Source organism: Methylobacter marinus A45 (assembly GCF_000383855.1).
GTDB lineage: Bacteria > Pseudomonadota > Gammaproteobacteria > Methylococcales > Methylomonadaceae > Methylobacter > Methylobacter marinus.
Genome location: NZ_KB912877.1, coordinates 4,127,678 through 4,146,906 on the forward strand (window position 1 = coordinate 4,127,678; position 19,229 = coordinate 4,146,906).

General features: G+C 54.8%; 17 protein-coding genes. 12 read left to right on the plus strand and 5 right to left on the minus strand.

Going from position 1 to position 19,229, the window contains the following annotated elements; genetic code table 11:
* Window positions 1–52 precede the first annotated feature (52 nt).
* The 9 genes from sufC (at window position 53) to METMA_RS0119500 (ending at window position 8,523) form a co-directional block, all read left to right on the plus strand.
* On the plus strand, window positions 53–844 hold the full coding sequence (gene sufC / locus METMA_RS0119455; protein ID WP_020160786.1) for a Fe-S cluster assembly ATPase SufC: 792 nt from the start codon (window positions 53–55) through the stop codon (window positions 842–844).
* Window positions 844–2,166 carry a Fe-S cluster assembly protein SufD gene (sufD, locus tag METMA_RS0119460; protein ID WP_020160787.1) on the plus strand — a complete coding sequence of 441 codons (1,323 nt, stop codon included), beginning with the start codon at window positions 844–846 and terminating at the stop codon, window positions 2,164–2,166. The genes sufC and sufD overlap by 1 nt, the downstream gene beginning before the upstream one ends.
* 85 nt (window positions 2,167–2,251) lie before the next feature.
* Window positions 2,252–3,475, plus strand: a complete 1,224-nt coding sequence (locus METMA_RS0119465) for a cysteine desulfurase (RefSeq protein ID WP_027147471.1) — start codon at window positions 2,252–2,254, stop codon at window positions 3,473–3,475.
* A gap of 73 nt (window positions 3,476–3,548) precedes the next feature.
* Window positions 3,549–4,001 (plus strand): Fe-S cluster assembly sulfur transfer protein SufU, encoded by a 453-nt coding sequence (gene sufU, locus METMA_RS0119470; protein WP_020160789.1) that lies wholly within the window; start codon window positions 3,549–3,551, stop codon window positions 3,999–4,001.
* A 162-nt stretch (window positions 4,002–4,163) separates the two neighbouring features.
* Window positions 4,164–4,940, plus strand: a complete 777-nt coding sequence (locus METMA_RS0119475; RefSeq protein WP_020160790.1) for a class I SAM-dependent methyltransferase — start codon at window positions 4,164–4,166, stop codon at window positions 4,938–4,940.
* Window positions 4,941–5,032: 92 nt separating this feature from the next.
* On the plus strand, window positions 5,033–5,353 hold the full coding sequence (locus METMA_RS0119480; RefSeq protein ID WP_020160791.1) for a non-heme iron oxygenase ferredoxin subunit: 321 nt from the start codon (window positions 5,033–5,035) through the stop codon (window positions 5,351–5,353).
* 170 nt (window positions 5,354–5,523) lie between these two features.
* Window positions 5,524–6,622 (plus strand): peptide chain release factor 2 gene (prfB, locus tag METMA_RS0119490; RefSeq protein ID WP_156830568.1). Its coding sequence is split into 2 segments (ribosomal slippage): window positions 5,524–5,598 and window positions 5,600–6,622, totalling 1,098 coding nucleotides; the frame shifts between segments, so codons are not numbered across the junction.
* An 87-nt stretch (window positions 6,623–6,709) separates the two neighbouring features.
* On the plus strand, window positions 6,710–8,206 hold the full coding sequence (gene lysS / locus METMA_RS0119495; protein WP_020160794.1) for a lysine--tRNA ligase: 1,497 nt from the start codon (window positions 6,710–6,712) through the stop codon (window positions 8,204–8,206).
* Window positions 8,206–8,523, plus strand: coding sequence for a DUF2818 family protein (locus METMA_RS0119500; RefSeq protein WP_020160795.1), 318 nt, complete (start codon window positions 8,206–8,208; stop codon window positions 8,521–8,523). The genes lysS and METMA_RS0119500 overlap by 1 nt, the downstream gene beginning before the upstream one ends.
* Before the next feature lie 106 nt (window positions 8,524–8,629).
* Here the strand turns inward: METMA_RS0119500 and gorA are convergent, their stop codons facing one another.
* The gene (gene gorA, locus METMA_RS0119505; RefSeq protein ID WP_020160796.1) at window positions 8,630–9,982 is read right to left on the minus strand and encodes a glutathione-disulfide reductase; all 1,353 of its coding nucleotides are present in this window, start codon (window positions 9,980–9,982) and stop codon (window positions 8,630–8,632) included.
* Window positions 9,983–10,026: 44 nt separating this feature from the next.
* Window positions 10,027–10,569, minus strand: a complete 543-nt coding sequence (locus tag METMA_RS0119510) for a peroxiredoxin (RefSeq protein WP_020160797.1) — start codon at window positions 10,567–10,569, stop codon at window positions 10,027–10,029.
* A 340-nt stretch (window positions 10,570–10,909) separates the two neighbouring features.
* Between METMA_RS0119510 and METMA_RS0119515 the strand changes: the two genes are divergently transcribed.
* Window positions 10,910–11,323, plus strand: coding sequence for a carboxypeptidase-like regulatory domain-containing protein (locus METMA_RS0119515; protein ID WP_020160798.1), 414 nt, complete (start codon window positions 10,910–10,912; stop codon window positions 11,321–11,323).
* A gap of 103 nt (window positions 11,324–11,426) precedes the next feature.
* On the opposite strand, the gene gloB is transcribed toward METMA_RS0119515, so the two are convergent.
* Entirely contained in the window at window positions 11,427–12,191 is a 765-nt protein-coding gene (gene gloB, locus METMA_RS0119520) for a hydroxyacylglutathione hydrolase (RefSeq protein WP_020160799.1), read from the minus strand.
* A 449-nt stretch (window positions 12,192–12,640) separates the two neighbouring features.
* Between gloB and METMA_RS0119525 the strand changes: the two genes are divergently transcribed.
* A complete protein-coding gene (locus METMA_RS0119525; RefSeq protein WP_152565013.1) occupies window positions 12,641–13,384 on the plus strand; it encodes a cytochrome b/b6 domain-containing protein in 744 nt (247 codons plus the stop codon).
* A gap of 228 nt (window positions 13,385–13,612) precedes the next feature.
* Here METMA_RS0119525 and METMA_RS27890 read toward each other — a convergent pair whose 3' ends face one another.
* Both METMA_RS27890 and METMA_RS0119535 read right to left on the minus strand, forming a co-directional pair.
* The gene (locus METMA_RS27890) at window positions 13,613–14,215 is read right to left on the minus strand and encodes a cupin domain-containing protein (RefSeq protein WP_020160801.1); all 603 of its coding nucleotides are present in this window, start codon (window positions 14,213–14,215) and stop codon (window positions 13,613–13,615) included.
* 20 nt (window positions 14,216–14,235) lie between these two features.
* Entirely contained in the window at window positions 14,236–16,002 is a 1,767-nt protein-coding gene (locus tag METMA_RS0119535) for an NAD-dependent malic enzyme (RefSeq protein ID WP_020160802.1), read from the minus strand.
* 276 nt (window positions 16,003–16,278) lie between these two features.
* Between METMA_RS0119535 and METMA_RS0119540 the strand changes: the two genes are divergently transcribed.
* The gene (locus tag METMA_RS0119540) at window positions 16,279–18,945 is read left to right on the plus strand and encodes an MGH1-like glycoside hydrolase domain-containing protein (protein WP_156830569.1); all 2,667 of its coding nucleotides are present in this window, start codon (window positions 16,279–16,281) and stop codon (window positions 18,943–18,945) included.
* Window positions 18,946–19,229: the final 284 nt, after the last annotated feature.

Here is a 19,229-nt window from a genome sequence, read left to right on the forward strand (position 1 = left end):
ATAGCTTTGGCGTAAACCATTCAAATAATTTTTATAGTTAGGTAAAACAAATATGCTCAGCATAGAAAATCTTCACGTCAACGTAGGCGACAAGCCCATTCTTAAAGGCATCAATCTGCAAGTCAATGCCGGCGAGATTCATGCCATCATGGGGCCGAACGGCTCCGGCAAAAGCACGTTATCGCATGTATTGTCAGGCAAGAGCGGCTACACCGTGACGGAAGGCTCCATCACGTATCAGAACAAGAATCTGGTGGACATGGCGCCAGAAATCCGCGCGCGCGAAGGTGTGTTTCTGGCTTTCCAATATCCGGTCGAAATTCCCGGCGTCAGCAATATTTACTTGCTGAAAGCGGCGCTGAACGCCATCCGCAAGCATCACGGCCAGCCGGAAGTCGACGCGATGGATTTTCTGACCCTGGTCAAGGACAAGGTGCGCCTGCTGGAAATGGACGAACGGTTTCTGTACCGCGCCGTCAACGAAGGCTTCTCGGGCGGTGAAAAGAAACGCAACGAGATCCTGCAGATGGCGATACTGGAGCCTAAATTGTGCATCCTCGATGAAACCGATTCGGGTCTGGACATCGACGCGCTGAGAATCGTCGCAGACGGCGTCAACTCCTTGCGTTCGCCGGACCGCTCGTTTGTCATGGTGACGCATTATCAGCGTTTACTGAGTTACATCAAACCGGACTTCGTGCATGTACTGGCGCACGGGCAAATCGTCAAATCCGGCGGTCCCGAGCTGGCATTGGAGCTGGAAGAGAAAGGTTACAGTTGGGTCGACCGCATGGATGCCGGAGATAAAGCAACGCAGGGAGCGGTTGCTGGCGGAGCTGCGTAATGACTACGGCAACAGCAAGCCGTTATACGGCTGAATATCAAAGCATAGCGCCAGCCTTGCCGGGTCAGTCGTTGACCTGGCTGCAACAGTTAAGAAGCGAGGCGTTGGCCAGTTTTTCAGTGCATGGTTTCCCCTCGCTGCGCGAAGAGGACTGGCGCTATACGAACGTGTCCGCGATCGAGAAAAAGCTATTCAAACCGGTTGCCGGTTTAACGGCGGGTACGGTTGACGCGGACTGGCTGAGACAGCATCAGCTGGAAGACGCCTGGTCGATCGTGCTGGTTGACGGGCATTTCTCGGCTGCATTGTCAGTGCTGGACGGTCTGCCGGAATCGGTTTCGTTGATGAGCATGGCCGAGGCGCTGAGTGCGCAATCTGCACTGCTGGAGCGGTATCTGGGCCGTGCCGTGGCGGGCGAAGACAACAGTTTCATCGCCTTCAATACCGCCTGGTTTACCGATGGGCTGTTTGTGCATGTGCCGGCCGGACAGGCATTGGCGAAGCCGGTGCAGTTGCTGCATGTCGTCACGCAGGCCGAGACGCTGGCGGCAACACGCCATGTCGTCATTATCGATGACATGGCCGAAGCGCAAGTGATAGAAACGTTCGTCGGCCTGGGCCAGGCTTATCTGTCGGCGGCCGTCACTGAAGTGTTCGTCGGGCCTAACGCGGATCTGACCTTGTATAAACAGCAAAGCGAGTCCGATAAAGCCTACCATTTCGGCGGCATCTACGTTAAGCAGGCGCGTGATGCCCGTTTCAGGCACCATAACTTTGCTTTTGGCAGCTTGTTGGCGCGCAACGATATCCATGCCGATCTCGACCATGCGTCCGAATGTGAGCTGAATGGCTTGTTCGTGGGCGGCAAACGCCAGCACATCGATAACCATACGCGCATCAATCATCTGGAGCCGCGCGGCAGTAGTCGCGAAGTTTATAAAGGCGTGCTCGATGACAGGGCGCGCGGCGTGTTCCAGGGGCGCGTGATTGTAGCGCAGGATGCTCAGAATACCGATTCTGAAATGAATAACCGTAATCTGCTGCTGTCCGATGATGCCGAAATCGACACCAAGCCGCAGCTGGAAATCTATGCCGATGATGTCAAGTGCGGCCATGGCGTGACGGTAGGCCAGCTCGATGAAAAATCGATTTTTTATCTGCAATCACGCTGCGTCGACGAAGAGACGGCCCGTAACATGCTGACTTTCGCGTTTGCCAACGAGATGGTCGATAAGGTCAAAATCAAAGACCTGCACGATAGATTGCTGGAACAGTTATTGGCGCGCTTCCCTCAGGAAGGCGTTAAGAAAGAATGGCTGTAAGCAGAGACAGCAGCATTCAGTTGATTAAGTTAAATATGTGGCATTGCTGATTAAGCGACGCGTAAATTTTCGAAACATTAATATTATGACCAATTTCCCTGTAGCAAAAATTCGGGCCGATTTTCCTATCCTGGAGCAGAAAGTCCGCAACAAGCCCTTGGTTTACCTGGACAATGCCGCTACATGCCAGAAGCCCAATAGGGTGATCGACAGCATCTCGCATCTGTATCGCCACGATTACGCCAATGTGCACCGCGGCGTGCACACCTTGAGCGTGCGTTCCACCGATCAGTTCGAAGCGGCGCGCATCAAGGTCAAGGAATTTATCAATGCGGCCAGCGACAAAGAGATTATTTTTGTCAAAGGCACGACCGAAGCCATCAACCTGGTCGCCCAGACCTTTGGCCGGACCCATATCAAGGCCGGCGACGAAATCGTGATCAGCGGCATGGAGCATCACTCCAATATCGTACCCTGGCAAATGCTGTGCCAGCAGACCGGCGCGGTATTGAAAGTCGCGCCGATCAATCATAAAGGCGAGTTGATCTATGACGGCTTTGAGAAACTGCTGAACGAAAAAACCAAGCTGGTTTCCATCGTGCACATGTCCAATGCCCTGGGCACGGTCAATCCGGTCAAGAAGATCATTGCCGCGGCGCACGGCAGGGGCATTCCGGTATTGCTGGACGGCGCGCAGGCCATTCCGCACATGCCGGTGGACGTGCAGGAACTCGATTGCGACTTTTACGTTTTCTCGGGTCATAAACTGTACGGCCCGTCCGGCATTGGTGTGCTGTACGGCAAACAGGCGCTGCTGGAAGCCATGCCGCCGTACCAGGGCGGCGGCGACATGATCCGCAAGGTCACCTTTGAAGAAACCGAATACAATGTGTTGCCGTACAAGTTCGAAGCCGGAACGCCCAGCATTGCCGATGTGATCGGTCTCGGCGCCGCCATCGACTATCTGAATGAGGTCGGCATGGATGCCATTGCCGCTTACGAGGCCGAGCTGTTGGATTATGCCACTGAACAGGCCAGGCAGATCAAGGGGTTGCGCATTATCGGCGAGGCCGAACACAAAGGCGCGATCCTGTCTTTTGTGCTCGACAGAATCCACCCGCACGATATCGGCACCATGCTGGACAGTCTGGGCATCGCGGTCAGGGCCGGGCACCATTGCGCCATGCCGGTGATGGATTTCTTCGAGGTTCCAGCCACGGCAAGAGCCTCATTTGCCATGTACAATACCAAAGAAGAAATCGATGTCTTGATGCAGGGGATAAAATCCCTGATCGAGGTATTTGGCTGAAGCTTGTTCGCGCCCTCGTTAGTTCAGAAGCGCTTTATTCCGATTGATATACCGAATTTAACTGAGAACACCTATGTTTGATGATTTACGCGACCTCTATCAAGAGGTTATTTTTGACCACAACAGAAACCCGCGCAATTTCCGTGTCATTGAAAATGCGGACCGGCAGGTGGAAGGCTTTAACCCGCTGTGCGGCGATCGCCTGACCTTGTTCCTGAGAATGGACGGCGATGTGATCGTGGACGCCAGTTTCCAGGGCTCGGGATGCGCCATCTCCACGGCTTCGGTGTCGCTGATGACCGAAATCATCAAGGGCAAAACCGAGCAGGAAGCCGAGGAGTTGTTCAAGCAGTTCCATGAGATGACCACCGGCAAGGGCGAGCAGGCCAGTCTGGCCGCGGTCGGCAAGCTGGCCGTGCTGGCCGGCGTGCGCGAATACCCGGCGCGGGTAAAGTGCGCGACGCTGGCCTGGCATACGCTCGATGCGGCGCTGAAGAACGAGCAAAAATCGATTTCCACGGAATAAGCCAGGATGTGAAGCGTCTGGCCTGGCCACATGACAACCCTCGGGTGCAACCGGTCGGCTGACCGTTGCGTTCCAGGGTCGAATTGATTCGACCCTACAGCTTTGGGATGTAGCGAGGATACGCCTTCCGGCCAAGTGCTCTCTACCAGTTCCTTGCAAGGCATGAATATAATCAACCAGCCCTATGTCGGTCAGCTTGCCGTTCTTTATGAAGGCCATGGCGATCCGCTGCCGTTTCAGCAACTGGCCGCGCGGCTGGGCGTGCCGCTTTATCAGGGGCTTCCGAAAGAGATTCCCGAAGCCTTCCTGCTGGCCTGGCGCGACGGCATACTGAAACTGCTCGACAGGGAATTGTTCAAAAAAGGCGGCATGTTCGTCGAGATTGAACCGCGCAACGGCGAACAGCGCTCGTGGCCGGCGCCGAAACAGGACGCCCTGGCGCACGCGCTCGGGCGCAAGACCCGAACCGTTGTCGATGCCACGACCGGGTGGGCTCAGGACAGCCTGCATATTTTCCGCATGGGCTATGAGCTGTTGTGCATCGAGCGCTCGCCGGTCATGGCTGAGTTGCTGGATGACGGTTTCAGGCGATTGGTCGGACTGGACTGGATGCAGCGCCTGAACCTGGAGCCGCCGCGCTTGTTGACCGGCAACGCCATTGAAATCCTGACGGCTCTGGAAACGCCGCCCGACTGTATTTATCTGGACCCGATGTTTCCGCCCAAGCGCAAAAAATCGGCGCTGGCGAAAAAATCGATGGTGGTGCTGCGCGATCTGCTGGGCGACGATCAGGACAAGGAACAGCTTTTTGAGGCGGCCATGAAGGTGGCTGGAAAACGCGTCGTGGTGAAAAGCCCGGATTATGCCGAGCCTTTGGGCGGCAAGCCGAGCGAGAGCTTTCAGGGTAAGTTGCTCCGGTTTGATGTGTATTTAAAATAGGACAGGAGTAGCCAGCCGTAGGGTACGCAATGCGTACCTTTTTATGGTTAATCAATCCGCTTAATGCCCTTCATAAACAGTTAAGGTGAGAAATGTCCGACTGGATAAACGTAATCGATCAAAACGCACTGGCTGACGGCGAGCATGTCGTCATCGATGTCGACGGAACGGATGTGGCCATATTCAAAATCGAGGGCCGGTTCTATGCCATCGAGGATGTTTGTACGCACGACGGTGCCGAAATCGCCAGCGGCGAGCTGGACGGCTGCGAGATCATCTGTCCGCGCCATGGCGCGCGCTTTTGCGTAAAGACCGGCGAGGTAAAGGCGCCGCCCGCTTATGAAGATATCGACACTTTTCCGGTGCGCATCGAGAACGGCAGAGTGCAGGTCAGGGATAACCGCTGGGATTGATGCTGCCGATCACAATGAATTCATTCACCTGAAGCTGCATAACGTCAGCCGCTAAGTTCTGCATGAACGGAACGGCGTTATAGTTTATAATTCCGCCTTTTATTTGAATTTTCACTGGCCGGAGCTTGTCGATAGCTTCCGGTTTCGAACGCCTTGGTTAAAAACATTCCATGCAAGAAATAAATCCGATTAAGCATAAAATAGCCGACCTGAAAAGCCGTGGTGAAGCCCTTAGGGGGTATCTTTGACTTCGAAACCAAAAGCGAGCGCCTGGTCGAAGTCTTAAGGGAACTGGAAAACCCGAAAATCTGGGATAACCCGGACTTGGCGCAAGCCATGGGCAAGGAACGCGGCCAGCTGGAAGCGGTCGTCAATACGATCAACGAATTGGATCACGGCCTGGCCGACGCGGAAGAACTGCTGGCCATGGCCGTCGAAGAAAATGATGAGGAAACCGTCGATACGGTCGCGGACGATCTGGAACAGCTGGAAAAAAAAGTCGCCGCCCTTGAGTTCCGGCGCATGTTCTCCGGCGAAATGGACGCCAACAATGCGTTTCTGGATATTCAGGCCGGCTCCGGCGGCACCGAGGCGCAGGATTGGGCTTCGATGATCGAACGCATGTTCTTGCGCTGGGGCGAGCGCAAGGGCTTCAAGACCGAGCTGATCGAAGAGTCGGCAGGCGATGTCGCCGGCATCAAGAGCGCCACGATCAAATTCGAAGGCGACTATGCGTTCGGCTGGCTACGCACTGAAACGGGCGTGCACCGGCTGGTCCGGAAATCGCCGTTCGATTCGGGCAATCGCCGCCATACCTCGTTCGCGTCGGTATTCGTTTCGCCCGAGATCGATGACGATATCGACATCGACATCAATCCGGCGGACCTGCGCGTCGATGTTTACCGGGCCAGCGGCGCCGGCGGCCAGCACGTCAACCGCACCGAGTCGGCCGTGCGTATCACGCACAACCCCACCGGCATCGTCGTGCAGTGCCAGAGCGACCGCTCGCAGCATAAAAACCGTGATACGGCCATGAAACAGTTGAAAGCCAAACTGTATGAACTGGAAATGCGCAAGCGCAGCGAAACCCAGCAGGCGCTGGAAGATACCAAATCGGATATCGGCTGGGGCAGCCAGATTCGCTCTTACGTGCTCGACCAGTCGCGTATCAAGGACCTGCGCACCGGCGTCGAGACCGGCAATCCGCAAGCGGTCCTGGACGGCGATCTGGATCAGTTTATCGAAGCCAGCCTGAAAAGCGGACTGTAAGTCATCAAAAATTTATAGCAAACAGAAAATACACCGGCTGGGCGCGAAGTCTGCGCTCATCCTATAACGATAAGAGTCAAAATAAACATGTCAGAAATTGAACGGGACGAACAGGAACAAATCAGACAACGCCGCAGCAAACTGAATGAACTGCGTGAAAACGGCGTCGCATTCCCCACCGACTTCCGCCGCAACGTGGTTGCCGGCGAAGTGCTGGCGGAATACGGTGAAAAATCAAAGGAAGAACTCGAAGCGGAACCTGTTCGCATCAAGATCGCCGGCCGCATAATGACGCGCCGTATCATGGGCAAGGCCAGCTTCTGCCATATTCAGGACATGTCCGGCAGGATACAGCTGTACGTGACCCGCGATGCGCTGCCGGAAGGGTTTTACAACGAGCAGTTCAAAAAGTGGGACATCGGCGACATCGTCGGCGCGGAAGGCGTGCTATTCAAAACCCAGACCAATGAGCTCAGCGTCAAGGTCGATGATATCCGTCTGCTGACCAAGGCTCTGCGCCCGCTGCCGGAAAAATTCCATGGCCTTACGGATCAGGAAGTCAAATACCGTCAGCGCTATCTGGACCTGATCATGAGCGAAGAATCGCGCCAGACCTTCCTGATGCGTTCCAAAATCGTCGCCTACATTCGCCAGTTTCTGATCGAGCGACAGTTCCTGGAAGTGGAAACGCCGATGATGCAGGCCATCCCGGGCGGCGCCACGGCGCGGCCTTTCATGACTCATCACAATGCGCTGGACATGGGCCTGTATCTGCGTATCGCACCGGAACTTTATCTGAAGCGTCTGGTTGTCGGCGGCTTCGAGCGCGTGTTTGAAATCAACCGCAACTTCCGTAATGAAGGCCTGTCGACGCGGCACAATCCCGAGTTCACCATGCTGGAGTTCTATCAGGCCTATGCCGAATACCACGATCTGATGGATTTGACCGAGGAGATGCTGCGCGGTCTGGCCGAAAACGTGCTAGGCAAGACGGTCATCACCTATCAAGGCGAGCAGTACGATTTCGGCAAGCCGTTCGACCGCATGACCGTGTTCGACTCGATTCTGCATTTCAATCCCGACTTGACGCCGGCCGATATCGATAACCGCGAGGCGGCCGTTAAGGTCGCGGAAAAGTTGAAAATCCCGGTCAAGGACGGTTACGGGTTGGGCAAGATACAGATCGAGATCTTCGAGAAAACCGTCGAGCATCGCCTGATGAATCCGACGTTCATCACCGCTTACCCGGTCGAGGTGTCGCCCTTGGCGCGCCGCAATGACCACGACCCGCATGTTACGGACCGCTTCGAGTTCTTCGTCGGCGGCCGCGAGATCGCCAACGGCTTTACCGAGCTCAATGACGCAGAGGATCAGGCGGCGCGCTTCCAGAAACAGGTCGAGGAAAAAGAGGCCGGTGACGACGAGGCCATGCATTTCGACGCCGATTATATCATCGCGCTGGAACACGGCATGCCGCCGACCGCGGGCGAGGGCATCGGAATCGACCGTCTGGTCATGCTGTTCACGGACGCGCCGTCCATCCGCGATGTCCTGCTGTTCCCGCACATGAGACCGAAAGCCTGATGACACCATCAGGGCTCTACAGCCTGCTGATATTGGCCGCCGTCTTCGCGGCCAATCTGCCGTGGGTTAGCGACCGGTTCCTGCTGGTCTTCAAACGGGACAAGAGCGCCTGGTTGCGCTGGCTGGAATGGCTGGTGATGTATGCGCTGACAGGCGCCCTGTCCGTCGCGCTGGAGTATAAGCTGACCGGAACCCGGCATGATCAGGGCTGGGAGTTTTACGTCACGACGCTGTGCCTGTTTTTAGTCTTTGCTTTGCCGGGCTTCATTTATCATTACGATCTCAGGCGACTTTTGTCGAGAAAGATGCAGGATTAGCCCGTAGGGCATGCATTGCATACCTTTTTCAAAATTTGCCGACTCATCGCAGCTTTGAAAAGGTACGCACTGCGTATCCTACAGTCTAAAAGCCGGGCCGCGTACATTACAGCTCCGCTTTCCGCATCGTGACAAACTCTTCCGCGGCGGTGGGGTGAATGCCGATAGTCGAGTCAAAAACTGCTTTTGTCGCTCCGGCCCGAATCGCCACGGCCATGCCCTGGATGATTTCTCCGGCATCGGTCCCGACCATATGGACGCCAAGTACCCTGTCGGTACTGCGCCTGACGATCATTTTCATCAGTGTTTTCTCATCAAGACCGGACAGCGTGTGTTTCATCGGCGTGAATACGGATTGGTAAATATCGATATCCGGATAACGGTTTTTCGCCTCGGCTTCAGTTAATCCCACCATGCCGACAGGCGGCTGACTGAAGACGGCGGTTGGAATGTTGTCATAATCCACCGGCGCGGGTTTGTCGGTATACAGTCCGTATACCAGGGCCATCGCTTCAGCCGTGGCTACCGGAGTCAGGTTAAAGCGATGAGTCACGTCGCCCAACGCATAAATCGAAGGGATATTGGTCTGGTAATGCTCATCGACTTTTATCGCGCCCGCGTCATCCTGTTCCACGCCAACGGCTTCCAGTCCAAAACCGGAAATATTCGGTGTCCTCCCGGTTGCATACAAAATCAGGCCGGATTCGAGCCGATGTCCCTGATCAGTATGTGCGGCAAAGCCATTTCCGGTTTTCTCGATTGCGTCAATCTGGGTATTGAAACGGATGGCGATACCTTTTTTGCACATTTCCCGCGCAGCGAATGTTCTGACATCCTCATCGAATCCCTTCAATAATTTATCACCGCGGTGACAAATAGTCGTTTCAACGCCCAAACCGTGCATGATGCCGGCAAATTCAGCGGCGATATAGCCGCCGCCGACAATCAGAATCCGCTTCGGAAGTCGATCGAGTGCGAACATTTCGTCCGAAGTCACGGCATGCTCCTTGCCGGGAATGTCGGGTATGAACGGACAGCCGCCGGTGGCGATCAGGATGCGCTCGCAACGGAACTGCCGCTCGCCCGCGCGCACGGTATGGGCATCGAGCAAATGCGCCCGATCTTCCAGCAACATGACGCCGGAATCATTGAGCAAATCTTGGTAAATGCCTCGTAACCGTTCTATCTCATGGTTTTTTTGCGCCAACAGGCGAGGCCAATCGAATTGCGGCTGGTTGATAAACCAGCCGAATCCTTTTGCAGCCAGAAAGTCTTCCCGAAAATGCGATGCGTAAACAAACAGCTTTTTGGGTACACAACCGAGGTTAACGCAGGTTCCTCCGAGATGACGGTTTTCGGCAAGGGCCACACGTACGCCGAGACCGGCGGCCGTGCGTGCGGCGCGAACGCCCCCCGAGCCCCCTCCAATTACGAACAGATCAATATCATAATGATTCATTTGCCTTCTCTTGAGTCTGAAGAAGCGATAGACCCGACGTTGATTCAGGCCCGGGGCCGCTGTTGCCGTTGTTTCAAATAGTCAAGCATGGTATCGGCGCCGCTGATGCCGAACGGGTCATCCGGACAGTTATCGGTTTGACCCGGTTCGCTGAACAGTTTGACGATTTTTTTGTCATCGACCAGCATCGAATAACGCCAGGAGCGGCAGCCGAAGCCCAGGTTTTCTTTTTTGACCAGCATGCCCATGCTCCGGGTAAAATCCGCATTACCGTCAGGCAGCATTTTTACATGCCTGATGCCCAGATGCCGGCTCCACTGATACATGGTGAAGGCGTCATTGACGCTTAAACAGTACACTTCATTCACGCCCTGATCGATCAGTTCCTGGTATTTGGCGTCGTAGCCGGGAAGATGCGTGCTGGAGCAGGTCGGTGTAAACGCGCCCGGCAATGCGAACAGTACGATTTTTTTACCCGCGAAAATGTCATCCGTGCTGACGTCCTGCCAGCGGAAGGGGTTGTCGCCGCCGATACTTTCATCGCGGACGCGGGTTTTGAAAATTACATTGGGTACGGTTAAAGCCATGACTTGCCTCCGATTTTCGAATCGAATTTATTCACTCGTCATTCATAAGCGATGGGTCTATCGGTAAACACAGATGTGCTTTTATTAGTGACTATAAATACACTAGCGGCCAGTCAAGTCTGTACGATACCGAGCAGACCAGCGTGGGAAAATCCGCTATAGGTGTTAATTTTAATGCTTAGGATTTGGCCGTAAATAAGTTCCCTGTTTAAACATGGGATGCGCCGACGACAGGCGGCGCATCATTCACGATAATTTCAGGAAGTCGTTTTTAGCCAAATCCTTAGCGTTAAAAACGCCTTTGCGTCCTGCATCTTCCGGTGATTAAGGAGATTTATTCATGAAACGATTACTTTATATCCTGGGGCTTTCCTGTTATCTGATCAGTGTGCAGGCGTTTGCACAAGAGTTCATGCCCGAACCCCAGACGCAAAACGATGTGACTTTCGTCAGCGGCGGCGTTGGCGAAACCGAGCGTAATGCCATGGAGGCCATGAAAAGCGATTACAATCTGGACCTGTTGTTCGCCGTTAAAGGAACAGGCAAATTTGTCGCCGATGTCAATGTGCGCATTGCCGATGCACAAGGCAACACGCTTGTAGAAACCGTTGCCGACGGACCGTTTCTATTCGCCAGACTCAAGCCCGGTCGTTATGCAGTGCTGGCCGAAAAAGACGGCCATGTCGTGCGCCAGAATGCCAGGATAAGCGGCGGAAAGAGAGCCTCATTGGCGTTCTACTGGTCCGAGGAGTAGGGGATGAGTCTCAGGGCGACCGGCCTGAGACTATAGGATATATCGGCCCCATGCTCTATTCAGCTGAGCCTGAGAGCCGCCATGAATACGCGATTTTTGCGTTTTAAAAGTGGTCCTTCAGGCTCCGGATTTTTGCAAACACCTGTACCGGCGCTGCCCCATGCATGTTGATGGTCTTTTGCAATGCCGGGCTGTTTTCCCTGAAAAACGGATTGGTCGCCAGCTCCTGCTCTATTGTCGACGGCACGGTCGGCAGATGTTGGGCACGCAATCGATTCACTTCGTCCATGCGTTGCGCTAACTGCCGGTTATCAGGTTCGACGCTTAACGCGAAGCGGGCATTGGCTTGCGTGTACTCATGCGCGCAATAGATGCGTGTAGCCGCGGGCAAGGCTTTCAATTTCTGCAATGAATGCCACATTTGCTCGGCCGTGCCTTCAAACAGGCGCCCGCATCCCATCACGAATAAGGTATCGCCGCAAAACAGCGCGCTATTATCAGCGAAGTAATAGACGATATGCCCCCGGGTATGGCCGGGCGTAAAAAGCACCTCGGCGGCGTGGCGGCCGAGCGAAATCCGGTCGCCTTCATTGACACCGATGTCCATGCCGGGAATACGATTCTGATCTGAAAGCCCGGCAATAATCGTACAGCCGGTTTTTTTCTTCAATTCCAGGTTGGCCCCGACATGATCGCCATGATGATGGGTATTGAGAATGTATTTCAGGCGCCAGCCTTTTTCCTCCAGAACATCCAGAACCGGCCGGGCAAGGGCCGGGTCCACGGCCGCCGTGTCACCCGATTCGGGGTCGTGGACAAGGTAAATATAATTATCGTTTAGGGCGGGGAGTTGAATGATCTCCAGCATTGGCTTATGCTCCAGTCTGTTTTTTTCGAATAGATCAAAATAAGGCTGTAGTGGCGATTTTACAAGCGCCTTTTCATGCCGTTTCGCTATCGGAAATTTGTAGGTGCGAATTTATTCGCACTTTATGAGTACTCTACAAATTTATTCGTATGAATATTCTCCGTGATCTTCGTGGTGAATAAGGTTTTCATTAATTCTTTCACAGTCTCTATTGTCGACTGCACGTTCCCCGGCAACAGCCAATATTAAATTTCAGCGGCATAAAATTTGATTTGCAGGGTTTTAATTGGCAATAAACGATGATTGATAGATAAACTATGCGGTATTGGTTATTTAATTGTTTGGAGGATATGAATCGATGTGGGATAAGGTCATGAATGTAAATCAGGCATTCATTTGCGAACAGCCCGTGGTTAATGTATTTCCCGGGTGCAGGATAGGAAATGGTTATGTCTGAGTTGAAATATTATATGGTGTGGGACGCAGGCACCCGTTGGTTTCACTGGATTAATGTGCTTTGTGTCACGGCGTTGGCGGTTGTCGGGGTTGTGATTCTCAATGCCGGCGATCTGGGAGTCGACAAGGCCGGCAAAATAACCCTTAAGACGGTTCACGTCTGGATCGGCTACGTTTTCGTATTCAACCTGCTTTGGCGCTTCCTGTGGGCTTTTCTCGGCAACCGTTATGCCCGGTGGTCCGCGATCCTTCCGGGCGGTAGGGGCTATTTCCGGGCGTTGCGCCGCTATGCCGCGGCTTTCTTCTCCGCTCAGCCCGAACAATACGTGGGTCACAATCCGCTAGGCCGGATGTCGGTAGCGTTAATGCTGCTGCTCATGACCGCGCAAGCGATCACCGGCCTAGTGCTGGCCGGCACTGATCTGTTTTATCCGCCCTTTGGCCAATGGGTCGCGCAATGGGTGGCGGCCCCCGGCACCGCTCCGGAAACACTGGCGCCCTATGCGCCGGAAATGTACGATGCGGCCGCCTATGAAGCCATGCGCGCTTACCGCAAACCTGTGGCAGTGGTGCATCTTTACAGTTTTTATACGCTGATCGCGGTCATTGTTCTGCACGTGGCGGCGGTAATCATCACTGAGCTGAGGGAAGGGGGCGGCATTATTTCCGCGATGTTCTCCGGACGCAAGGTTATCAATGGTCATCCCATGGATGATGAGTCCGGCAGCCGGGATTGAAGTTCCGGCCTTTCGTGCGCCTCATGCCCTTGTGTTCCGGAGGGATGAGGCTTAGGAACGCGCATAAAATAACTTCCACAAGTGCGCGGATGAATTTCCGTTGTAGGTGCGGATTTATTTATACCCTATGGGTACTTGTGCCCTATAGGGTATCCCCACAGTGCGAATACCCTGAAGGGCACAAGTGCATTCGCACCTACATTCCCTAATTTATTCCATGCCCATTACTTAGTGAACCACTCTTTTAAGAAAGACGGTCAGGACGATGACCGCATCCTCAATGCCTTTGAGCGAATGCGGCTCTCCCGGCATGAGATAGAGCAACTGGCCCTCTTGTAATTCTTGCGTCTTGCCCATGGCGGTCAACTCGATTTTTCCCTGCACGCAATGAACGACGATGGCCCCTGGAACGTGGTGATTGGGAAATTCCTTGTTTTGGGGCACGACAAGGCGCGCCAGTTCCATTTCATCTGTTTTTATGATGACCTTGGTCTTTTCGTTGGGCAGATCATTGGCCCAACTGGCAAGGTCGACAATTTCCCCCGGAACCGCGTGATGTGTTGCCATAGCCGTTACCTTCGTCTTGAAAATATAAAATTGGACAGGGCGCGGAAAAATTTGTTCTATTTGATCCCATGAGCGATCGATTGAATCGAGCTTGACCTGCACAAGGATGCCTAACGGCCGCGCGGCTTGATGATGCGCCAGCCGCGCCGCACCCCGCTGCCGAGCAGGAACAGCAGGGCGATGCCGTAACAGCGCCATGAAGGTTTCATCGCCCTGAAAGCGCATGATAAATAGGATGATGCCACGGGCATCCTGCAGTTTCACGGTAACCTGACAGAATGGGGTCAACGTGAGGACGCCTCCTGGCAGCCACGTGACGGTGTGCTCGGAGGCGAGTATTTGAAAGGCAGGTGTTCGGCTTTCCAGAATCTGGCGCGCACATAGGCTTCAAGATCGGTTCCTTTAAGTTCCTGGCGACTGGATGAGCCATCTTCCAGCGCTTTGGCAAGGACACGCGTGGCGACAACGATGCTGACTTTCCGCAGATCGGCAATGGGGGGATAAATCTGGCCGGCGGCAAGGTAGTGCTCCGCCGTGTAATCGGCCAGCGCATAGGCGGATTCCAGCACCATGGCGTCGCTGATGCGGTAGCATTCCCCCAATACCGCGGCAAAACCCAGGCCGGGAAAGATAAACGCGTTATTGCCCTGGCCGACAGGATAACGGTGACCGTTATAGTCGACGTCGCCGAACGGGCTGCCTGTCGCGACGATCGCCTGGCCTTGGGTCCAGGCAAGGATGTCTTCGGGAATCGCTTCGCAGTTGGCGGTCGGGTTCGACAGCGGAAAGATCACCGGCTGCCGGGTGCTTTTGGCCATGGCTTTGATGATGGGCTCGTTAAACAGCCCGGCGATGCCCGAAAGCCCGATCAGTACCGTGGGCTGAGCGTGGCTGACGACTTCCATGAGATCGGGGATTTCGCCACGGATCACCCAGTTTTCATACATGTCCTTGAATTGCGCGACCGGCAGTTTATAGGCATCGGTCGTGATTTCCTCGACCACCAGTCCGCGCCCGTCCATGACGAACATCTGCCGGCGCGCCTGCTCGCGGCTCAGGCCGTCGCGCACCATGCCTTCCTGAATCGCGCGGGCGACGCCGACGCCGCCCGCGCCGGCCCCGACCACGACCACCCTCTGGTCGGCAAGCGACTCGCCTTTTTTACAGCAGGCCGACAACAGTCCCGCAAGCGCCACGGCCCCGGTGCCCTGGATGTCGTCGTTGAAGCAGGGGACCTGATCCCGATATTTCTCCAGCACGTCAAACGCGACATTTTTGGCGAAGTCTTCCCATTGAATAATGGCTTTCGGCCATTTCTTCCTCACGGCGCCGACGAATTTATCCACCAGCTCAAAGTAAGCCTGACCTCGCAGGCGTTTTTCGTGAATGCCCAGATAACGCGGATCTTCGAGCAATTCCGTCCGGTCCGTGCCTACATCCAGATTCACCGGCAGGGTGTGGCAAGGGTTAAGCCCGCCGCCGACGGTGTACAACGACAGCTTTCCTATGCAGATGATCAGTCCGCCCATGCCCTGGTCGCCAATGCCGAGGATGGCGGAAGCGTCGGTAACGACAATCATGCGGATATCATGCAAAGGGTAATCGTCCAGGATGGTTTCCACGCGGTCGATATTGTTGGCGGACAAGGTCAGGCCGCGCGCCGTTGAATAGAGCTTGCTGAATTTCTGAACCGCCAGGCCGATCGTCGGGGTATAGACAATCGGCGTCATTTCTTCCAGGTGGCGCTCGAGCAGTGCGTAAAAAAGCACTTCGGACCGTTCCTGCACGGCGCGAAGAAACTGATATTTTGAAATGTCGTCGGGCTGCCTGCGGTAATTGGTATACAGCCGGTCCACCTGAAGTTCCAGGTTGGTTACTTGCGGCGGCAACAGACCTTCAAGACCGAGGGCGATACGTTCTTGTTCGGTAAAAGCGGTACCCTTGTTGGTTGCGGACAGCCGCAACAAGACAATGCCCCGGACGGAAACCTCCATATAAGGGTTGCCGTTTTCATCCATTTTGTAATCGAAGTAATCACTGAGTTGCGACATGGTTATTCCTTCTATTTGAGCTTATGAATTGCAATATTCAGATTCAACTGATACCGCTCCTGGAATAAAACAGAATTGACGGTTAGATACAGCGTATCGGGTTTTTATCTAATCCGGTAAAAAATTAGCCCTCACGCCCGAAGATAACATGAAAACCAACATACTGATGCTGTCCCGTTGCGGGACGAATCAATTCGGCCCCGGAAGTACCGCGCAGAACTGTCTAGCGGTCCGATGAATGTGCCGGATCAACTTTAAATCATCACGGAGGCCAACATGACAAAAGACACCTTCCAATCGGAGACAGAAACAGGCCGCCCCGTCAGCGCGGAACGAAGGCGCATGCTGGATCAGAACAGCGGCGAGGCGGCATGGCGGTTATGGGGGCCTTACTTAAGCGAGCGCCAGTGGGGCACGGTACGCGAGGACTACAGTAAAAACGGGGACGCCTGGGACTATTTCAGCCACGACCAGGCTCGCAGCCGGGCCTACCGCTGGGGCGAGGACGGCATCGCGGGGCTTTGCGATGAAAAACAGTGGCTGTGCCTTGGTTTGGCCCTATGGAACGGACAGGACGCTATCCTCAAGGAACGCCTGTTCGGCCTGACCAATGAAGAAGGCAATCACGGCGAGGACGTCAAGGAGCTTTATTACTATCTCGATGCCACGCCCAGCCATGCATACCTGAAAATGCTGTACAAGTATCCGCAACAGGCCTTTCCCTATGCGGCGCTGGTTGAGGAAAATCGCAAGCGCGGTCGGGACAGGCCGGAATTCGAACTGCTGGACACCGGCGTGTTCGATGACAATCGCTACTTCGACGTGTTCATCGAATACGCCAAGGCCGGCGTCGACGATATCCTCATGCTGATCACGGCGCACAACCGCGGCGGCGATTTGGCGACGCTGCATGTGCTGCCGCAGCTCTGGTTCCGCAATACCTGGAGCTGGGGCTATGATGTTATCCGCCCGGCATTAGCCGCCGCCGAAACCGGCGGCATTCAGATTCACCAGGCCGATCTGGGCGATTACCATTGCTATTTCGACGGCGATCCCGAATTGCTGTTCTGCGACAACGAAACCAATCTCCGGCACTTGTATAATCAGCCCGCTGACGGCTATTTCAAGGATGCTCTTCATGACTGGCTCATCAACGGCAACCGCCAGGCCGTCAATCCCGAGCAATATGGGACCAAGGCGGCGGGGCATTATCGCTTGTCGGTTCCGGCTCACGGCAAGGTTGAGGTACGTCTGCGTCTGAGCAAGACCCGGAACGCGCGGCCTTTTCATGACTTCAACGAGCTGTTCACCCTGCGCCGCGACGAGGCGGACGATTTTTATGCCGAGCTGCAAGCGGGCATGACCGATGCCGAGGCCCGGCTAATCCAACGCCAGGCCTTGGCCGGCATGATCTGGAGCAAACAGTTCTATTACTACGACATCCCGCAGTGGCTGAATGGCGATCCGGGCACTATTCCGCCGCCGAGAGAGCGTCTCAACGGGCGCAACAGCGACTGGCAGCATCTGAACAATGCCGACATCGTTTCCATGCCCGATACCTGGGAATATCCGTGGTATGCGGCCTGGGACCTGGCGTTTCATTGCGTGACCCTGGCGATAATCGATCCGGTCTTCGCCAAAAACCAGCTGCTGCTGATGACGCGGGAATGGTACATGCACCCGAACGGCCAGATGCCCGCTTATGAATGGAAGCTGGGCGACGTCAACCCGCCGGTGCATGCCTGGGCCGCGTGGGAAGTGTACCAGTCCGAACGCCAAAGCAACGGCGGCATCGGTGATCTCGACTTCCTGGAGCGGATCATGCACAAATTGATCATCAACTTCACCTGGTGGGTCAATCGCAAGGATGCCGACGACAATAACGTTTTCCAGGGCGGCTTTCTCGGCCTGGACAATATCGGTGTGTTCGATCGCAGCACGCCATTGCCGGGCGGCGGCCATATCGACCAGGCCGACGGCACCAGCTGGATGGCGATGTATTGTCTGAATCTGATGCGCATAGCCCTGGAGTTGGCGCTGCATGATCGTGTTTATGAGGATATCGCCACCAAGTTTTTCGAACATTTTCTCTACATCGCCAAAGCGATGAGCGACATCAGCGATCAGCATATCGGTCTTTGGGATGAGGATGACCATTTTTTCTATGACGTGCTGCGTTCGCCCGACGGGACAAAAATCCCGCTCAAAGTGCGTTCCATGATCGGGCTGATTCCGTTTTACGCGGTAGAGGTCATCGGTTCCGAACTGCTGGATAAATTACCGGATTTCAAACGCCGCATGAAATGGTTTCTTGATTACCGTCCCGATCTGGCTTCATTAGTATCCGATTGGAATGAGCCGGGACGCGGCAATCGTCACTTGCTATCCCTGCTTCGCGGTCATCGCATGAGAAAACTGTTGCAACGCATGCTGGACGAGACCGAGTTTTTATCCGACTTCGGCGTGCGTTCCCTGTCGCGTGCGCATCGTGACCAGCCCTATGTGGTCAGTTGCGCCAGTACCCCGATGAGCGTGCATTACCAGCCGGGCGAAGCCGAATCGGGCATGTTCGGCGGCAACTCCAACTGGCGGGGGCCTGTCTGGTTTCCGGTCAATTACCTGTTGATCACCTCGCTCCGGCGCTTTGCCAGCTTCTACGGCGAGGGCTTCAAAATAGAGTGTCCGACCGGATCGGGCAGATTGCTGTCCATCAATGAAGTCGCCGATGAGCTGTCCCGGCGGCTGATCCGGATTTTCCGCAAGGACGCCAATGGGCGCAGACCCGCCTATGGCGGTGACGAAAGGCTGCAAAATGATCCGCACTTTAAAGATTACCTGCTATTTCACGAATACTTCCACGGCGATGAAGGTCATGGCCTGGGCGCCTCCCACCAGACCGGCTGGACCGGCCTGGTGGCGAAATTGCTGCAGCCGCGTCCGTAAGCCAGTATTCAATTTAAAAGATTTAACCACGAAGGACACGAACGCCTCCAAGGACAGGAAATGATCCCGTCATTTCTCTGCATTCACCCCATCCATGGGGATTATGGAGGCGGTAGAATTGCGTCTGGAACAGCAATCGAGAGCACGAAGTTTTAAGTTTTTGATTAAGTTAATTATTTCTTCGTGTCCTCGGCAACTGCTCCTGCGTTGCCTACAGGGATGTAGGTACTTAGCGTGAGCAGGAGCGGAAGCTGCGCCTAAAGCGCCTACTTTTGGTGCTCTAC